This window comes from Novosphingobium sp. (assembly GCF_032093395.1).
In the GTDB taxonomy this organism is placed as follows: Bacteria; Pseudomonadota; Alphaproteobacteria; order Sphingomonadales; family Sphingomonadaceae; genus Novosphingobium.
In genome coordinates this window covers 1-13891 of record NZ_DAMDBA010000061.1, presented here as the reverse complement: position 1 = coordinate 13891, position 13891 = coordinate 1, and the positions used below count along the sequence as shown (strand labels likewise).

14 protein-coding genes are annotated in these 13891 nt (G+C 62.5%); 2 read left to right on the top strand and 12 right to left on the bottom strand.

The features are described from left to right. Positions 1–7: 7 nt before the first annotated feature. From RT424_RS17710 to RT424_RS17655, 12 genes are all read right to left on the bottom strand, one after another. The gene (locus RT424_RS17710) at positions 8–1240 is read right to left on the bottom strand and encodes an aromatic acid/H+ symport family MFS transporter (protein ID WP_313440910.1); all 1233 of its coding nucleotides are present in this window, start codon (positions 1238–1240) and stop codon (positions 8–10) included. A 74-nt stretch (positions 1241–1314) separates the two neighbouring features. Next, entirely contained in the window at positions 1315–2298 is a 984-nt protein-coding gene (locus RT424_RS17705) for an asparaginase (protein ID WP_313440908.1), read from the bottom strand. Next, positions 2298–2615 (bottom strand): non-heme iron oxygenase ferredoxin subunit, encoded by a 318-nt coding sequence (locus RT424_RS17700; RefSeq protein WP_200861661.1) that lies wholly within the window; start codon positions 2613–2615, stop codon positions 2298–2300. The genes RT424_RS17705 and RT424_RS17700 overlap by 1 nt, the downstream gene beginning before the upstream one ends. Before the next feature lie 2 nt (positions 2616–2617). Then, the gene (locus RT424_RS17695) at positions 2618–3556 is read right to left on the bottom strand and encodes a dihydroorotate dehydrogenase (protein WP_021234341.1); all 939 of its coding nucleotides are present in this window, start codon (positions 3554–3556) and stop codon (positions 2618–2620) included. Next, positions 3553–4410, bottom strand: coding sequence for a dihydroorotate dehydrogenase electron transfer subunit (locus RT424_RS17690; RefSeq protein WP_021234342.1), 858 nt, complete (start codon positions 4408–4410; stop codon positions 3553–3555). Before RT424_RS17690 ends, RT424_RS17695 begins: the two co-directional genes overlap by 4 nt. Then, complete coding sequence (locus tag RT424_RS17685; RefSeq protein WP_021234343.1) at positions 4407–4922, bottom strand: nuclear transport factor 2 family protein; 516 nt, start codon at positions 4920–4922, stop codon at positions 4407–4409. The genes RT424_RS17690 and RT424_RS17685 overlap by 4 nt, the downstream gene beginning before the upstream one ends. Then, entirely contained in the window at positions 4919–6115 is a 1197-nt protein-coding gene (locus tag RT424_RS17680) for an NAD(P)/FAD-dependent oxidoreductase (RefSeq protein WP_021234344.1), read from the bottom strand. The genes RT424_RS17685 and RT424_RS17680 overlap by 4 nt, the downstream gene beginning before the upstream one ends. After that, positions 6112–6432: a cupin domain-containing protein gene (locus RT424_RS17675; RefSeq protein ID WP_021234345.1), complete on the bottom strand. Its 321-nt coding sequence runs from the start codon at positions 6430–6432 to the stop codon at positions 6112–6114. The genes RT424_RS17680 and RT424_RS17675 overlap by 4 nt, the downstream gene beginning before the upstream one ends. Next, the gene (locus RT424_RS17670) at positions 6429–6851 is read right to left on the bottom strand and encodes a hypothetical protein (RefSeq protein WP_021234346.1); all 423 of its coding nucleotides are present in this window, start codon (positions 6849–6851) and stop codon (positions 6429–6431) included. Before RT424_RS17670 ends, RT424_RS17675 begins: the two co-directional genes overlap by 4 nt. An 11-nt stretch (positions 6852–6862) precedes the next feature. Then, complete coding sequence (locus RT424_RS17665; RefSeq protein ID WP_021234347.1) at positions 6863–7198, bottom strand: hypothetical protein; 336 nt, start codon at positions 7196–7198, stop codon at positions 6863–6865. 10 nt (positions 7199–7208) lie between these two features. After that, complete coding sequence (locus RT424_RS17660; RefSeq protein ID WP_021234348.1) at positions 7209–8495, bottom strand: aromatic ring-hydroxylating oxygenase subunit alpha; 1287 nt, start codon at positions 8493–8495, stop codon at positions 7209–7211. Between the two features lie 70 nt (positions 8496–8565). Further along, entirely contained in the window at positions 8566–11559 is a 2994-nt protein-coding gene (locus RT424_RS17655) for a TonB-dependent receptor domain-containing protein (protein ID WP_313440898.1), read from the bottom strand. Here RT424_RS17655 and maiA point away from each other — a divergent pair. Both maiA and RT424_RS17645 read left to right on the top strand, forming a co-directional pair. Then, positions 11558–12424, top strand: a complete 867-nt coding sequence (gene maiA / locus RT424_RS17650) for a maleylacetoacetate isomerase (protein WP_313440896.1) — start codon at positions 11558–11560, stop codon at positions 12422–12424. The two genes, RT424_RS17655 and maiA, sit on opposite strands and share 2 nt — an antisense overlap. 43 nt (positions 12425–12467) lie before the next feature. Then, the gene (locus RT424_RS17645; RefSeq protein WP_021234351.1) at positions 12468–13766 is read left to right on the top strand and encodes a dicarboxylate/amino acid:cation symporter; all 1299 of its coding nucleotides are present in this window, start codon (positions 12468–12470) and stop codon (positions 13764–13766) included. The last annotated feature ends 125 nt before the right edge of the window (positions 13767–13891 follow it).

The following is a 13891-nucleotide window of genomic DNA, read 5'->3' as shown; positions in this document are numbered from 1 at the left end:
ATCATTGTCATGCCTTCTTGCGAGGAACGCACAGGATCGCTCCTGCAGACAGAAGTGCCATCAACGCGAACATGTAGAAGTTGGTGGCTACCGGCCAGCCCAGTTGCGCCAGCGTGGCTCCCATCATCGGACCCGCAATCGCACCTGAACGCGAGAAGCTGAGACACCAACCCACTGCCGTTGCACGCAGGTCTGAGGGGAAATAACTCGCGAGATAGGCCGTCACGAGCACGGCGGCCGACACGCTGCCTACACCGGCAGCGGCCACCACCACATAAGTCACGCCGAGCGGCCAGTGGTGAGAGAGCATGAGAATGGCTCCCGCGCCCATGGTGAAGGCCGAGGCAATGGTCGGCCCCCTGCCCCAGCGATCCGCTGCCAGGCCAAGGACGACACCACCAACCGAAGAAGCCAGCGCAAACACACCGAGGAACAGGATGCTGGGGCCGAGATCATAGCCGGCACTGCGCATGATTTGCGGCAGCCAGGTGTTGAGACCGTAGACCACCACCATGCCGAGGAACGTCGTTGCCCAGAAACCAGCGGTCGCCTGTCGGTTTCCGTGTGCGAATATCCGCAGTGCATCCGACCAGGCAGGCTTTCGCCGGTCGGATGGCAGCATTCCATGCGCGAGTGCCACACCGAACTGGTCCGCCACCGCCCGAGCCCGGTCCTCTCTACCCGCCCGCATGAGGTAATCCGGCGATTCCGGCAGGAGAAATGCCAGCACCGGCAACAGAATTAGCGGAAAGGCTCCCAGCATGACCACCGGTCGCCAGCCATGCGCGGCGAGCAGGAAGAATCCGGCGAGGGCAGCAGCGAAGATGCCGATCGAGTATCCGGAATACATCATCGCATATTCGCGGCTTCGCCTTTCGGGCGGTGCGAATTCGGTCACGAGGGCCGAAGCGACCGGGATCATGCCCCCGACTCCTATGCCGCTGACGAGGCGGCAAAGCGCAAAGAGGAGCGGGGTGGGCGCGACGGCGGCAAGACCGGTCGCAGCGGAAAACAGGGCGATGCAGCCCAGGAAACAACGACGACGACCGACCTGATCGCTCAGGGTGCCCAGCATGAAGCCGCCGATGAACATCCCGATTAGGGCGCTGCTGGCGAGCATGCCCGCTTCCACAGGGGAGAGTTTCCAGACCGGGTCAGCCATCAGACCGGGAAGAACAGCCCCGAAGACTCCAAGATCGTAGCCTTCGGCGAACAGGCCGATCCAACACAGCGCCGTCACTCGTGCAGGGCTGGCAGTACGCGGCGTGGAAGAAAGGGGTATGCTACTCAACGTCCTACCTTTCGAAACCGCTGTCAGATGGCCTGAAGAACTGCCGACAGGGTAGCTGCGTCTCCGCCGAGTGCCAGCACAAGCATGACAACGATCCGCAGCTTCTGGGGTGAGAGGTCTCCTCCGGCGAGAACGCCCGCGCGATCGAGAAAGGCCTGAGATACGACGTTGCCACGCGCCCCTCGGGTCGCCTGTACCACGATCACCCCCTGCTCTGCGGCAGCAGCCAGCGCCGGGGCTTCACCGTTCGCGGGTCGTCCGGGCAGAAGACCCGCTGAGACGATGCCACGCGCACCTGCCGATACGAAGGCCTCGATGGCGGCACCATCGGCGCCGGCATAGGAATAGGCGATGTCCACCCGCGGCAACCCGGATGCTCCACCTGCGATGGCTTCTCCCAGGTCGACCGGAAGTTGCGTGCGAGGCACGGCGCGACGAAGCGAGATGGAACCATCCGCCTCGACCCGACCCAACGGTCCGAACTCACCGGCGACGAAGGCATCGAGCGCGCCCGAACTGTCCTTGGTCACATCCCGTGCGGCGAAAATCAGGTTGTCGATCACCACAAGGACGCCCAGCCCGCGGGCCTGAGGTGCTGCGGCGACGGCAAGCGCCGCCCGCAGGTTGGCCAATGCATCCGACCCTGCCGTGTTGGCGGGGCGCTGTGCGCCCGTCAATACCACGGGCATATCGCCGCCATGGACCAGCGAGAGGAAGAACGCCGTTTCCTCCAGCGTCGCCGTACCATGCGTGATTACACAACCGTCGGCTTCGATACCCTGGACCAGGCGGGCAAGGTCGAGCCAGTCAGCCGGCGTTATGCCGGTGCTGCCCAGCGCCCGGAAGTCGACCGGAGCCAGAGCGACGTCCAGGCCTGCGGTGGCTCCTTCAAGCAGATCGGCAATCGGACGAACGATGCCGCTCTCGCCATACTCGACCCAATCGAAGGGATGGCGCGCTTCCATTGCGAAAGTGCCGCCGGTGCCGACAATGGCGATCCGGGCCATCACGTCCGTTCGAACCGGACCAGGAGGGCGCCACCTTCCACCCGCGTCTCGTACTTGCGCACGTCGCGGGTCAGAGGCTTGCACAGTGCCTTGCCGCTGCGCACGTCGAATGCGCCGGCGTGCAGGGGGCATTCGATCTCGTAGCCGTCCAGATCGCCATCCGAGAGCAGCGCGTTCCCATGCGAGCACAGATCGTCGATCACGAAGACTTCCTCATCGACCACGAAGATACCCAGCTTGTGCCCATCGACCACGACGCCGCGGCATTCGCCGCCGTCCATCAGGTCGTCCAGGTTGCCGAGATCAAGCCACGGCACGCTCACAGCGAACCCTGGCGTGCGAGCTGTTCGGGAGAGAACATGCGCATGGCGCCGGTCAGCTTGCTGACCTTGGCGATCCCGCGACGTTCGCAATAGGCTGTGAGATCGTCGAGCAGTTTCACCATGGCAGTAGGCTGGACGAAGCTCTGCGTACCCATCTGCACGGCCGTGGCGCCCGCCAGCATGTATTCGATGGCATCCGCAGCATTGGACACGCCGCCGCAACCGATCACCGGGATCGAAACGGCCTGTGCGCATTGGTAGACCATCCGCATGATCACGGGCTTGGTGGCCGGACCCGTGATACCGCCCATCAGGTTGGCGACGCGCGGCTGCCAGGTCTCGATATCGATTGCCATGGCCAGCATCGCATTCGCGGTCACAAGCGCATCGGCGCCACCATTCTCCGCCGCCCGGGCGATCACCGCGATGTCTCCCACGTTGGGGGAGAGCTTCGCCCACACCGGCAGGTGCGTTGCCGCCTTCATCGCGCGGATCACTTCCTCAGTGGCGACAGGGTCCATCCCGAAGGCAAGTCCGTCCTTCTTGAGATTGGGGCACGAGATGTTTGCTTCGATCGCAACGACGCCCGAGTCAGACAGCTTGGCTGCCAGCGCCCCGAACCCTTCCGTCGTATCGGCGGAAATCGACGCGACGATCGGCGTGTTGAACTTCTGGTAGAACGGGACGGTCTTGTTCAGATAGTAATCGGTGCCCTTGCTGGGAATGCCGATCGAGAACAGCGTGGAGTTCTGAAGCTCGGCCACACGCGGCGGAGCGTTCCCTTCACGCAGATCGTCGGTGAACGTCTTGGTGACGATCGCACCGAGGCGGCTCAGATCGAAGACGTCGGCCATGCCCTCGGCCAAAGTGCCGGAGCCCGGCATGATCGGATTGGCGAGCGTGATATCGCCTATGCGTACGGAAAGATCCGTCACAGCACGGTCTCCTCAAGATTGAATACAGGTCCGTCCCAGCAGACGCGGCGATAGCCCACGGTGCGCGTTCCATCTGCTGCAGTGTTACGAAACGGCATGACGCAGGCAAAGCACATGCCCAGAGCACAGCCCATCCGTTGTTCCAGCGCCACCTGCCCGGCGATCCCGAATTCAGTCGAAAAGTCCTGCAGCAGCCGCGTCAGCCGCTTTGAACCGCAGGTCGCGACGAAATCTATCGGGCGATCGGCATGAACGCGGCGCAGCAAAGCTTCGAGCGATGTCGTGTCGCTGTTTCCCACGTCGTCGGTCACGATGACCACTTCTGCACCGTCACTGCGCAAGGCGTCTTCCGCCATTAGCAGGGAGGCCATGCGCGCGGACAGGATCGCAGTGACCTTTGCTCCTGCAGCGACTGCCTCCTGCGCCAACGGCGCAAGGGTCGCGAGCCCGACGCCGCGGCCAATCATCACGACATGCTGCGTGCCCCTGGGCAAAGTGAAGCCCTGACCGACCGGTCCCAGCGCATCGAGGGTATCGCCCTGCCCGAGCGTAGCAAGGCCGCGGGTGCCGCTGCCCTGCACCTTGTACAGGAAGTGCAGCTGACCCTGCTCACGGTCAATGCGATGAATGCTCATCGGACGGCGCAGGAAGTTGCCCGATTCCCCGTCGGGCGGGCACATCAGATGAAAGAACTGGCCCGCTTTCGCCGCGAGCGCGATTGCAGGCGCATCGACGATCAGCAGGCGATATTCCTCGTTCACCCAGTCATTGGAGACGATGGTGCAGAGGTTTTCCGCAACGGGAAAGCTGTCACCGGCTCCGGCTTCATCAGGTTTGACCGCGCAAAGGCTCATCGAGAAAATTCCGTCGCTACAGGAACCGGCATGTGGCCGGCAGAAAGGGGAAATATCTGGACCTGCTCGAACCGCATTGTCGCGATCAGCCAGGATCCATCAAATTGACGTTCGAACCGCTGACGGGTGATACCGCCGAGCAGTACCGGCGCGACCTCTCCGTCGCGGATACCGATCTGCCACAAGCGCCAGCGCGTCTGCGCGGTATTACCATCTAGCGCGAATTCGGGTGCGAGATAATAGTGCAGCGCAAAGTGCCACGGGGGACGGGCGAACCACTCGGTCAGACCCGTGCGCCCGGTAATCTCTCCGCCGAACTCGCCGCCCTCCCAGACGGCATCCTGCGTAAAGCACGATGCCTGCCCTACCGCAGCTGCGGTCATCGCCTCAGCGGCGACGCGCTGACGGTCTGCTCCGTACTTCGCATCGGCAAAAGCCGCATAGCGCGCCTGGGTGTGCTGGATGGCCAGTTCGGCCTCGACCCGCGCCAGCCTGGCTTCGATATCGCTCATGCGAGGGCCTTCAACGCCTGCACCGGATCGCCAAGCTGCGCATCTGTCACCGGTACGCGATCAAGGATCAGTCGTTCGACATGCTTGCGCTGCTTGCCCTCACCCAACAACACAGCGCCGACCAACCGGTCGCCGTCGAGCTGGAAGAGGCAGGCTTTGCCCGTTGCCGGATCGCCGCGTACGACTTCGCGATCACCGGCGCAGAAGCCCACGACCTGGATGTTGTGCCCGAGCTGATCGGTCCACATCCACGGCAGTTCCGAATAAGGCTCCTCACCGCCGAGCAGGATTTGCGCGACGGCCTGGGCCTGATTTTCGGCATTGCGCCAGGTTTCCTGCCGCAGGGCACGGCCGTAGATCGGGCTGCTGGAAAGCGCCACGTCGCCGACCGCATAGATATGTTCGTGCCCTTCAACGCGGCAATGCGCGTCAGTGGGGACGCCATCGGCCCCGGCAGCCACGACAGAAGCGAAAGCCGCCGTGGCGGGCGCCGCGCCCGTCGCGAGCAGAACGGTATCGGCCGCGATCACCGACCCGTCGTCGAGAATGACAGCATCGCCGTGGATCTCGGAAACGCCCCTGCCAAGACGCAGATCCGTGCCCGCTGCGCGGTGCTGCTCAGCCAGCCAGTGCGATGCACTGGGAGAGAGAATACGCGCCATGACCCGCTCGGCGGGCTCGATCACGCAAATCGCTACGCCATGCCCACGCGCACTGGAGGCAACTTCGAGCCCGATGACGCCCGCACCGATTATGACGAGGTTCTTCGCCGCCGTGATGGCGGACTTCAGGCGCAGGGCATCGTCGATCGTGCGAAGGACGTGGACGTGCGAAAGGTCATTGCCGGGGATCGGAGGTCGACGCGCGTCGGCTCCAGTTGCGATCACCAGGCGGTCCCACTCGATCGTCTCTCCGTCAGCGGTGCTGACGGTCCGCTCGACCGGATCGACAGACGTGACCCGACCCACCCGACGCTCGAACCTGCAGGCCTCGCTTGCTTCACACACAGGCAGGCTGAATTCAGCGACGTCCTGCTTTCCAAGGAGGAACTCCTTGGAAAGCGCAGGCCGCTCGTAGGGAATATGAACCTCCTCACCGACAAGCACGATCTCGCCCGCAAATCCGCCTTCGACAAGATGCTGAGCAACGCGCCCTCCCGCATGTCCGGCGCCGACGATGAGGACGCGGGTCATGCTGGTGCCCCGGGAACGCGCACGAGTACGCGGTAGAGCAGTCCGCCGTTTTCGCCATCGCAGCGCCATTCGCGCGGCTCACCCGGAGGGATCACGATGCCCTCGCCGGTGGAGAGGTCATAGACCTCGCCTGCGGCCTCGACATGGAACTCGCCTTCCAGCACGGCAGCCACTTCCTCGAAAGCGTGGTCATCATGCGGAGACAGCGTCTCGCCGTTCACGAACCGGCGCAGTGCCGCCTCGAGATGATCCCCACCGCCGGAAGTCGGGGCGCCATGGACAGGCGTGGGAATGGTGGTGCAACCTGCAGTTCTCATGCGGCATCGTCCCGGTTCTTAAGCGGATAGTACGGTGCACCGTCTTCCGGGCCGAACTCGGCGCGAGGCGGCGTCACCACGTTGAGACGCATGCTGGCGCCTTCAGGACCCATGAAGTTCTCGCCGTAGTGAGACAGGCCACCCGGGATGACCAGGGCCATGTTGGGCGCCATGTCCGTCACTGGGTCTTCGGGATCGCCGAGGCCCGGCCCTTCGATCACGTTGCAGCCGCCGATGATCTGGAGCGAGATTTCCTCGCCATGATGGTGCGCCTTGGCCGGAATCTCCGGCCCCTTGGGCGCAACGAACTTGACCACCGAGACGCTGACGTTCGTTCCAAACAGGTGCTTGGTGTAAAGGCCATCCTCGACTACGGTCTTCAGACCCTGGTCGATGGCGAAAACGCGGCACTTGGCCATAGCAGTTCTCCTCAGTGCGCCGGACGCAGGACGAAGTCTTCCTGCGCCGGAAAACGGCGGGAATCGTAGCCGTCGATGACTTCGGGCTGATGGTAGGACTCGATCGCCGGAGCGATCTCGGCCAGCGAGAGCAGCATGTGGAACAGCGGCTTGTCGTCTTCGGGCATCTCGGCCAACGGCTGTCGATCGAGATAGGCGACAATGCCCTGAACTTCGGGAATGATCGCATCCGCGAACGCCTGCAGGTCATCCTGCGGCAGGCTCAGGCGGCGGATGTTGCGCTCGGTTTCGGTCGCCAGGCACCAGGCGCTGAACGGTTCGAGCTGTGCGAATTGAGTGGGAAGCATGGGCGTGTCCTCAGGCGGGGATCGGCTCGGCCGGCGTGCGGCCCAGAACGCGTTCGATGACTTCGAAGGCATGGCGGACCATGATTTCGTAGTCCTGCAGGATCATGTGCGACTTCGCGCCGGTCTCACAGGCGGACTGGGTGCGTTCGAGGGTCGAGAAGTCCTCCAGCAGCACGTCACGCAGCTGGACCTTCATGTACTCCTGGTAGAAGCGGCCGCCCGCAGTCAGCATCTCGGGATAATAGACGCGCGCCTCAACCAGGGTACGATCATGCGCGATCGGACGGAAGTTGTAGGCCTGAAAATAGTTCGGGCGCAGCGACAGATAGAAGTCCGGGAACACGACATTGATGTCGAACATCCAGTCCGGGCTTCCGGTCCAGTTCACGCCTTCGGGAAGCTCCTCCATCGGGAACTCGTAGCGTGCACCGCCTGCTCCAGCCTTCAGGGCGGCTGCCGAAATCGGCTTGGCCGCCGCAGATTCTGCCAGTGCCTCCTCAAGCGCTGCACCGCCTGCAGTCACGGCCTTGGGATTGCCGTAGACGGTCTTGGTGTTCCCGGCGAGCGAGAGGCGGCGATGATAGTCGCCGCACAGGCCGTCGAGCGGACGCATCGAGCCACCGCTCTCGGTCTTGATCGAATCCGCGATCGAATTCCCGTGAACGTAGGCGACGTGGTAGGCTTCCTGGAAGGCGTCGAGCGCCAGCTTCCAGTTGCAGTCGACCTCGGTGGTCCACGAAAAGCACGAGGTCATCTTGTCGAAGGGATAGCCTTCGACGTTGCCATACATCGGCTCCATGAAGTCGGCGAGCGTCATCGCCGGATTCGGATCGACGTGGATGAAGATGAACCCTTGCCAGATCTCGCAGGCGACGGTCGTCAGACCATACTTGCAACGATCGAGGTCGAAGAAGCAGTCCTCGTCGGGCACCCCGGTCAGGTTGCCTTCGAGGTCGTAGGCCCAGCCGTGGAACTTGCAGAAGAACTTACGGGTGTTGCCGCGTTCCTCATAGACAATCTGGTTCATGCGGTGCGCGCACACGTTGTGCATGGCGCGGATATCACCCTTCTTGGTGCGCACGATAATGATCGAGGCATCGCACGCGGGCAGGTCCTTGACGAAGAAGTCCCCAGCCTTGGGCAGTTCCTCTACCCGTCCGACATGGAGCCAGGTCTTGCGGAACAGCTTTGATTTCTCCTCCTGCCAATACTGCTCGCTGATGTAGGGCTCGATCGGGATCGGGCCGCGACCGAGCTCGGGGTATTTGTCGTGGAGGCGATGGGGAACTTCGGTCACCGGGTTGCTCCGATTGTAGGCGTTGGAAGTGGGCCCCGGGCCGCCTTTCAGGCGCCCCAGGATGCTCGCATCAGAACTTTGCGCGAGCGGCGATGTAGAAGCGTCGGCCGAGCGGATCGTAAGTGCCTGCATCGGTGTTACCGAGGCGACCACCGACGACCGGCGGTTCACGATCGGTTAGATTGTCGATCCCGCCGCGCAGTTCAAAGCCGTCGGTCACGGCCACCCGGCCGAAGAGATCGACCGTGTTGTAGGCGCCCACACCTGGCAGCACAGCACTCGGCGTGGTGATCGAGGTGTAATCGCGCAGAGCGCTGAGATGGCGCCAACGCACGCCGAGACTCCAGTCATCGGCCTGGTAAGTCAGCGTGGTGTTCACACGCCAGGGCACATAAGTGTTGCCGCTACCGATAGTGCCGGCCAGGTCGATGTAAGCGGCGCCCGGCAGGTTCTGGATCTTGAACGTCTCGAGTTTGTTGACCACGACGTTCAGCAGAAGATCGCCGGGGTTGCCACCAAAGCCGACCGCTTCGAGCGGGATGCGCCAATCGAACTGCGCGTCGATCCCGCTGGTCTTGTACCCGCCCAGATTGAGGTAGGGCTGGTTGAGGTTGAAGATCGTACCGTCCGCATTGCGCACGATATTCTGGCAGTAGACGCTCGACTGCGCATAATTCGGGTTCGAACCATTGGCGTTGAAGCAGTTCGCCACCATCGTCGGACCGGTGATCGTGCCAATCGCGTCCTTGATCGAGATGTTGTAGTAATCGACCGAGAGGGTCATCCCACGCAGCAGGGCGCTGCCCTGGAACGGGGAGTCAATCACTGCGCCAATTGTATAGGTGTCGGCCGTCTCGGGCGAAAGCGCCTTTGAACCGGTCGTCGTCCCGGGCACCTGCGTGTAGTTCGCCGAGTACGTATCAATTACGTTTTGCGGAACGCCTTGCGCGATACAGAGCGATCGCACCTGGGCCGCATTGGCTCCGGTACGGTAGGCCGAGCGGACGTCGCAAGGATCGCCGCCGCTGGGCGCGGATCCAAGGTTCGAATAGTTGACGAGGCCGCCCTGGAAGAGTTCGCCCACGTTCGGCGCGCGAACTGCACGCTGATAACCGCCACGCAGGCGGAGACCGCGCGCTACTTCCCAGTTGATGTCGGCCTTGTAGGCGCTGACACCGCCAGTAATGTTGTAATGCGAATAACGGTAAGCCGCATCCAACTCGAGCTTGCGGATCAGCGGAAGGTCAGCGAGCAGTGGCACGAGCAGTTCCGCATAACCTTCGACCACACTGGTGCTGCCCTGCGAGGAAGCCGCCGAGTTAAAGCCGATAACCTCAGGCGGGTTGGGGATCAGCAGCGGATCGGCGGTGAACTTGTAGCCTTGCCGGCGATAGTTGCCACCCGCTGCAAAACGGACCTCTCCTGCCGGAAGATCGAACAGCGCGCCCTGGACGTTGCCCTCGATATTATCCTGGGTCAGGCGCGTACGGCTGTCCGTCTCGGCGGTGAGGTAGTTGATGCAGTCGGCGGAAATAGGCTGATTGCCGAAGACGTTAAGGCCACCCTCGCAGATCGACCGGCCGCCATCTCTTGCATTCAGAAGCGTGCGGGCAGCCGTCATCGTCACTGCACCGCCAGTGATGCGGTCATGCACGATTGTCTCGCCGTGCGAGCCGAACAGCTCCCAGCTCAGGTCCATGCCCGGGAGGCGCCCCCTGAGGCCCGCAGTGATCTGGTAGACGTCGTTCTCGTGCTCAACGATGCGGCGACCTGCATCGGTGAAGCGCTTCACGACCGTGAAGTTCGCGTTGGGCTGCGTCCGCGACGCGAGGATCGTTGCGAGATCAGCCGGGATGAACGGATTTGTCACTGGAACGCTGAGGGCAGTGTTGCCTTGCGCAAGCGTTCCCGAGCCATTATTCACCGTCGTGTAGTTCGTGTACGAACCCTGGACATAGGCATCGATGTTGTCGGACACCTCGTAATCGAGACGCGCAAACCCGGAGTAGCGGGTCATCGGTGCCAGAAGATCGACTTCAACGTTCGGGTCGTAATACAGAACGTTGCCGCGTGCGGAGTAACCGGTTGCAGCCGAGCCGCTGCGGAAATTACGTATTCCGTTGTTGTCGGTGAACAGGCTTCCGTCGTTATTGAAACCCAGGATTGTCGCGGCGGGAATTGCGGAGCCTACAGCGCCGTACGTTGCGAACACGGAATTGACCACGGCCCCATTGGGCAGGTTGCTGGCTGTCGGCGTGTACGTACCGGTCGGCAGGGTGTTCGAAGCCGAGTTGCTGCCACCTTGCGAGAACGCCCGGCTGTAGAAATCCCGGCTGCCAGTCTTGACCGTATCACGCTGATAATATTCGCCAGCGACCATCAGGTGACCGCGACCACCGAACAGCTTTGTTCCCGCAAGCAGCGAATAGTCCCGCGTTGCGCCGTCCCCCTTGCCGGTCAGGCTGTGCTGCGCGTCGAGTTGAAGACCATTGAAATTGCGCTTCAGCTTGAAGTTCACCACGCCCGAAATGGCGTCGGAGCCATAGACAGCCGATGCACCGCCGCTGATGATCTCGACATTGTCGATGAGAATCGCAGGGAGGGTGTTGATGTCGATAGCAAGCGAGGCGCTCGAGGGCTGCAGACGCTGACCGTCGAGCAGCACCAGGTTGCGCGACGGGCCAAGTCCGCGCAGGTTGAGCGTAGCCTGACCGCTGCCAGCAATGTTGTTGGCGTACGCCGTGGCGCCAGGCACGAACTGCGGCAGCTGGTTAAGCTTCGCCTCCAGCGTAACGTCGCCACGTGCTTCAAGCGCTCCCGCGCCGACGGTGACGATCGGGCTGTCTGCAGCAAAATCGCGGCGCGCGATCCTCGAGCCGGTGACGACAATGTCGTTAGCGGCCTCGTTATTGGCAGCGACACTTTCGGACGCACCGGATGAGGCATCCTGCGCACTGGCGGATGCGCTGACGATCGCCAGCGCGGATGCTCCGATCAGCGTGGCGACGTGAAAAGCGCACTTGGCACTACGGCTCCCATGCGACCGGGAAGACTCATTTGTCATGGTATTCAACCCCCTGATGCAACCAAACTTTTTTGTTCGTTCCTGCCGCCGACTCTCGAAGCCGGTCAATCTTGATAAACCGAGCATCACTCGTTTTTGGCTTGACGTCAATGCCCTTTCGGGAGAGACGGAAAGATATTGTCGAAAGGCCCCATATCCGCTGAGTTTCGGCCAGGCCGGTAATGCCTTCCACGACCTCAGTCGTCACGAAAAGAGCTACTCCATGCGCCTCTTCAGCTATTTCCGCAGCTCCGCGAGCTACCGCGTGCGCATCGCCCTCAACCTCAAGGGCGTGCCCCACGAGGTCGTGCCGGTAGACCTCGCGACTGACGCGCATTTGCGATCACCATTCGCTAAGGACAATCCGTTCAAAGGTGTCCCGGCGATCGAAACGGACGATGCTGTTCACGGTCAGTCGATGGCCATCATCGAGTGGCTGGATGAGGCATTTCCTGCAAATCCACTGTTACCCACAAAGCCGTCGGAACGGCTTCTCGCTCGCGAACTCGCGCTTGCGATCGCGACTGAACTGCATGCTCCTCTCGGCCGCCCGGCCATTCAGCACATCAGAAGTGAGCTGGGCGGTGACCAAAACGCAGTCGCGACGTGGCAGCATCGCTGGCTGGAAAAGACCCTTTCAGGCGTCGAGCAGCGCCTCGAAGATCGGGAAACCTTGAACTTCCTGTTTGACCGGCCTGGCTATTTCGAATGCGTCCTCATTCCGCAGGTCTACAACGCGCGCCTTTCCGGTTTCGATCTTGGACCATACCCCCGGCTGCGCAAGATCGATGAGGCATGCGCGCGGTTGTCGGCGTTTCGAGCTGCCCACCCGGACGCCCAACCAGATAGCCGCGACCAGATCTGAAATTTCTGCCGCTGTTCGCGACACTCATACACCAGAGGACCTTATGGGCAGGCGCCTGACACTCCATATTCTCGCCGGCATGATCCTGGGTATCGCAGCAGGCTACGTGCTCCACGCCAGCATTCCGGCCGGCGATCCGCATCTCAAGGAATGGGCCGGCTACTTCCGTTCGCTGCCCGACGTGTTCCTGCGGCTGATCAAGATGATCCTCGCGCCGCTGGTCTTCGCCACCATCGTGACCGGCATCGCCGGCATGGGCGACAGCGCCGCGCTGGGCCGCATCGGCGGCAAAGCGCTCGCATGGTTCATCACCGCAAGCCTATGCTCGCTCGGGCTCGGCCTGGTCCTCGTCAACCTGTTCCAGCCGGGCGTCGGTGTCGGTCTGGACACCACCGAAACCCTGGGCGACCTGCAGACCGGCGAGCTGACGCTCCACCACTTCATCCTCGAGATCTTCCCGGCCAGCCCGCTGGCGGCGATGGCCGAGAACAACATCCTGCAGATCCTGGTCTTCTCGGTCTTCGTGGGCGTCGGCCTCACCGCCATCGGCGAGAAGAGCGCGCCCATCGTGCGCGTGACCGAAGCCCTGTCGGAGCTGATGCTGCAGATCACCGGCTATGTCATGCGCTTCGCCCCCTTCGCGGTGTTCGGCGCGATCGCGGCGGTGATCGGCACGCAGGGGCTGGGCATCATCGTGACCTACGGCGTGCTGGTCAGCGAATTCTACTTCGCGATGTTCCTGCTGTGGGTGCTGCTGTTCTGCGCAGGCGGGCTGTTCCTGGGCAAGCGCGTAGTCACGCTGTTCCGCTACATCCGCGAGCCGCTGCTGCTCTCGTTCTCCACCGCATCCTCGGAAGCCAGCCTGCCCAAGCTGTTCGAGCAGCTCGACCGGTTCGGCGTGCCGCGCCGCATCTCGGGCTTCATCCTGCCGCTGGGCTACAGCTTCAACCTCGACGGTTCGATGATCTACATGACCTTCGCGTCGATGTTCATCGCTCAGGCCTATGGCATCCACGTGCCGCTGATGACGCAGATCCTGATGCTGCTGACGCTGATGGTCAGCTCCAAGGGCATCGCCGGCGTGCCGCGCGCCAGCCTGGTGGTGATCGCAGCCACTCTCACCCAGTTCGGCCTACCGGTGGAAGGCATCGCCCTGCTGCTGGGCGTCGACACCTTCCTCGACATGGGCCGCTCTGCCACCAATGTTGTCGGCAATGCCGTGGCGACGGCCGTGATCACCCGATCGGAAGGGATGCTGCAGCCGCTGATGGGCCCGGATGCGGATGTGCCCTCTGCGTCCTTGCATCAATATGCCGATCAACAGACGACAGTCCGCATATAGAACTATATATGGTCGGACAGTGAATGTCTGCTATCTTTGTACAATCACCGCTAAGCCGACTGTCACAATAGTCGAAGGGTCGTCTAATTGCGCGTCATAGAGCAAGTCCTTTCTGTGCTTGGTTG

What these genes read in the sequence shown, in the direction of transcription:
- RT424_RS17705 (WP_313440908.1), bottom strand. Translation starts at nt 2,298, where the DNA reads ATGGCCCGGATCGCCATTGTCGGCACCGGCGGCACTTTCGCAATGGAA.
- RT424_RS17690 (WP_021234342.1), bottom strand. Translation starts at nt 4,410, where the DNA reads ATGAGCCTTTGCGCGGTCAAACCTGATGAAGCCGGAGCCGGTGACAGC.
- RT424_RS17685 (WP_021234343.1), bottom strand. Translation starts at nt 4,922, where the DNA reads ATGAGCGATATCGAAGCCAGGCTGGCGCGGGTCGAGGCCGAACTGGCC.
- RT424_RS17680 (WP_021234344.1), bottom strand. Translation starts at nt 6,115, where the DNA reads ATGACCCGCGTCCTCATCGTCGGCGCCGGACATGCGGGAGGGCGCGTT.
- RT424_RS17675 (WP_021234345.1), bottom strand. Translation starts at nt 6,432, where the DNA reads ATGAGAACTGCAGGTTGCACCACCATTCCCACGCCTGTCCATGGCGCC.
- RT424_RS17670 (WP_021234346.1), bottom strand. Translation starts at nt 6,851, where the DNA reads ATGGCCAAGTGCCGCGTTTTCGCCATCGACCAGGGTCTGAAGACCGTA.
- RT424_RS17665 (WP_021234347.1), bottom strand. Translation starts at nt 7,198, where the DNA reads ATGCTTCCCACTCAATTCGCACAGCTCGAACCGTTCAGCGCCTGGTGC.
- maiA (WP_313440896.1), top strand. Translation starts at nt 11,558, where the DNA reads ATGGTATTCAACCCCCTGATGCAACCAAACTTTTTTGTTCGTTCCTGC.
- RT424_RS17655 (WP_313440898.1), bottom strand. Translation starts at nt 11,559, where the DNA reads ATGACAAATGAGTCTTCCCGGTCGCATGGGAGCCGTAGTGCCAAGTGC.
- RT424_RS17645 (WP_021234351.1), top strand. Translation starts at nt 12,468, where the DNA reads ATGGGCAGGCGCCTGACACTCCATATTCTCGCCGGCATGATCCTGGGT.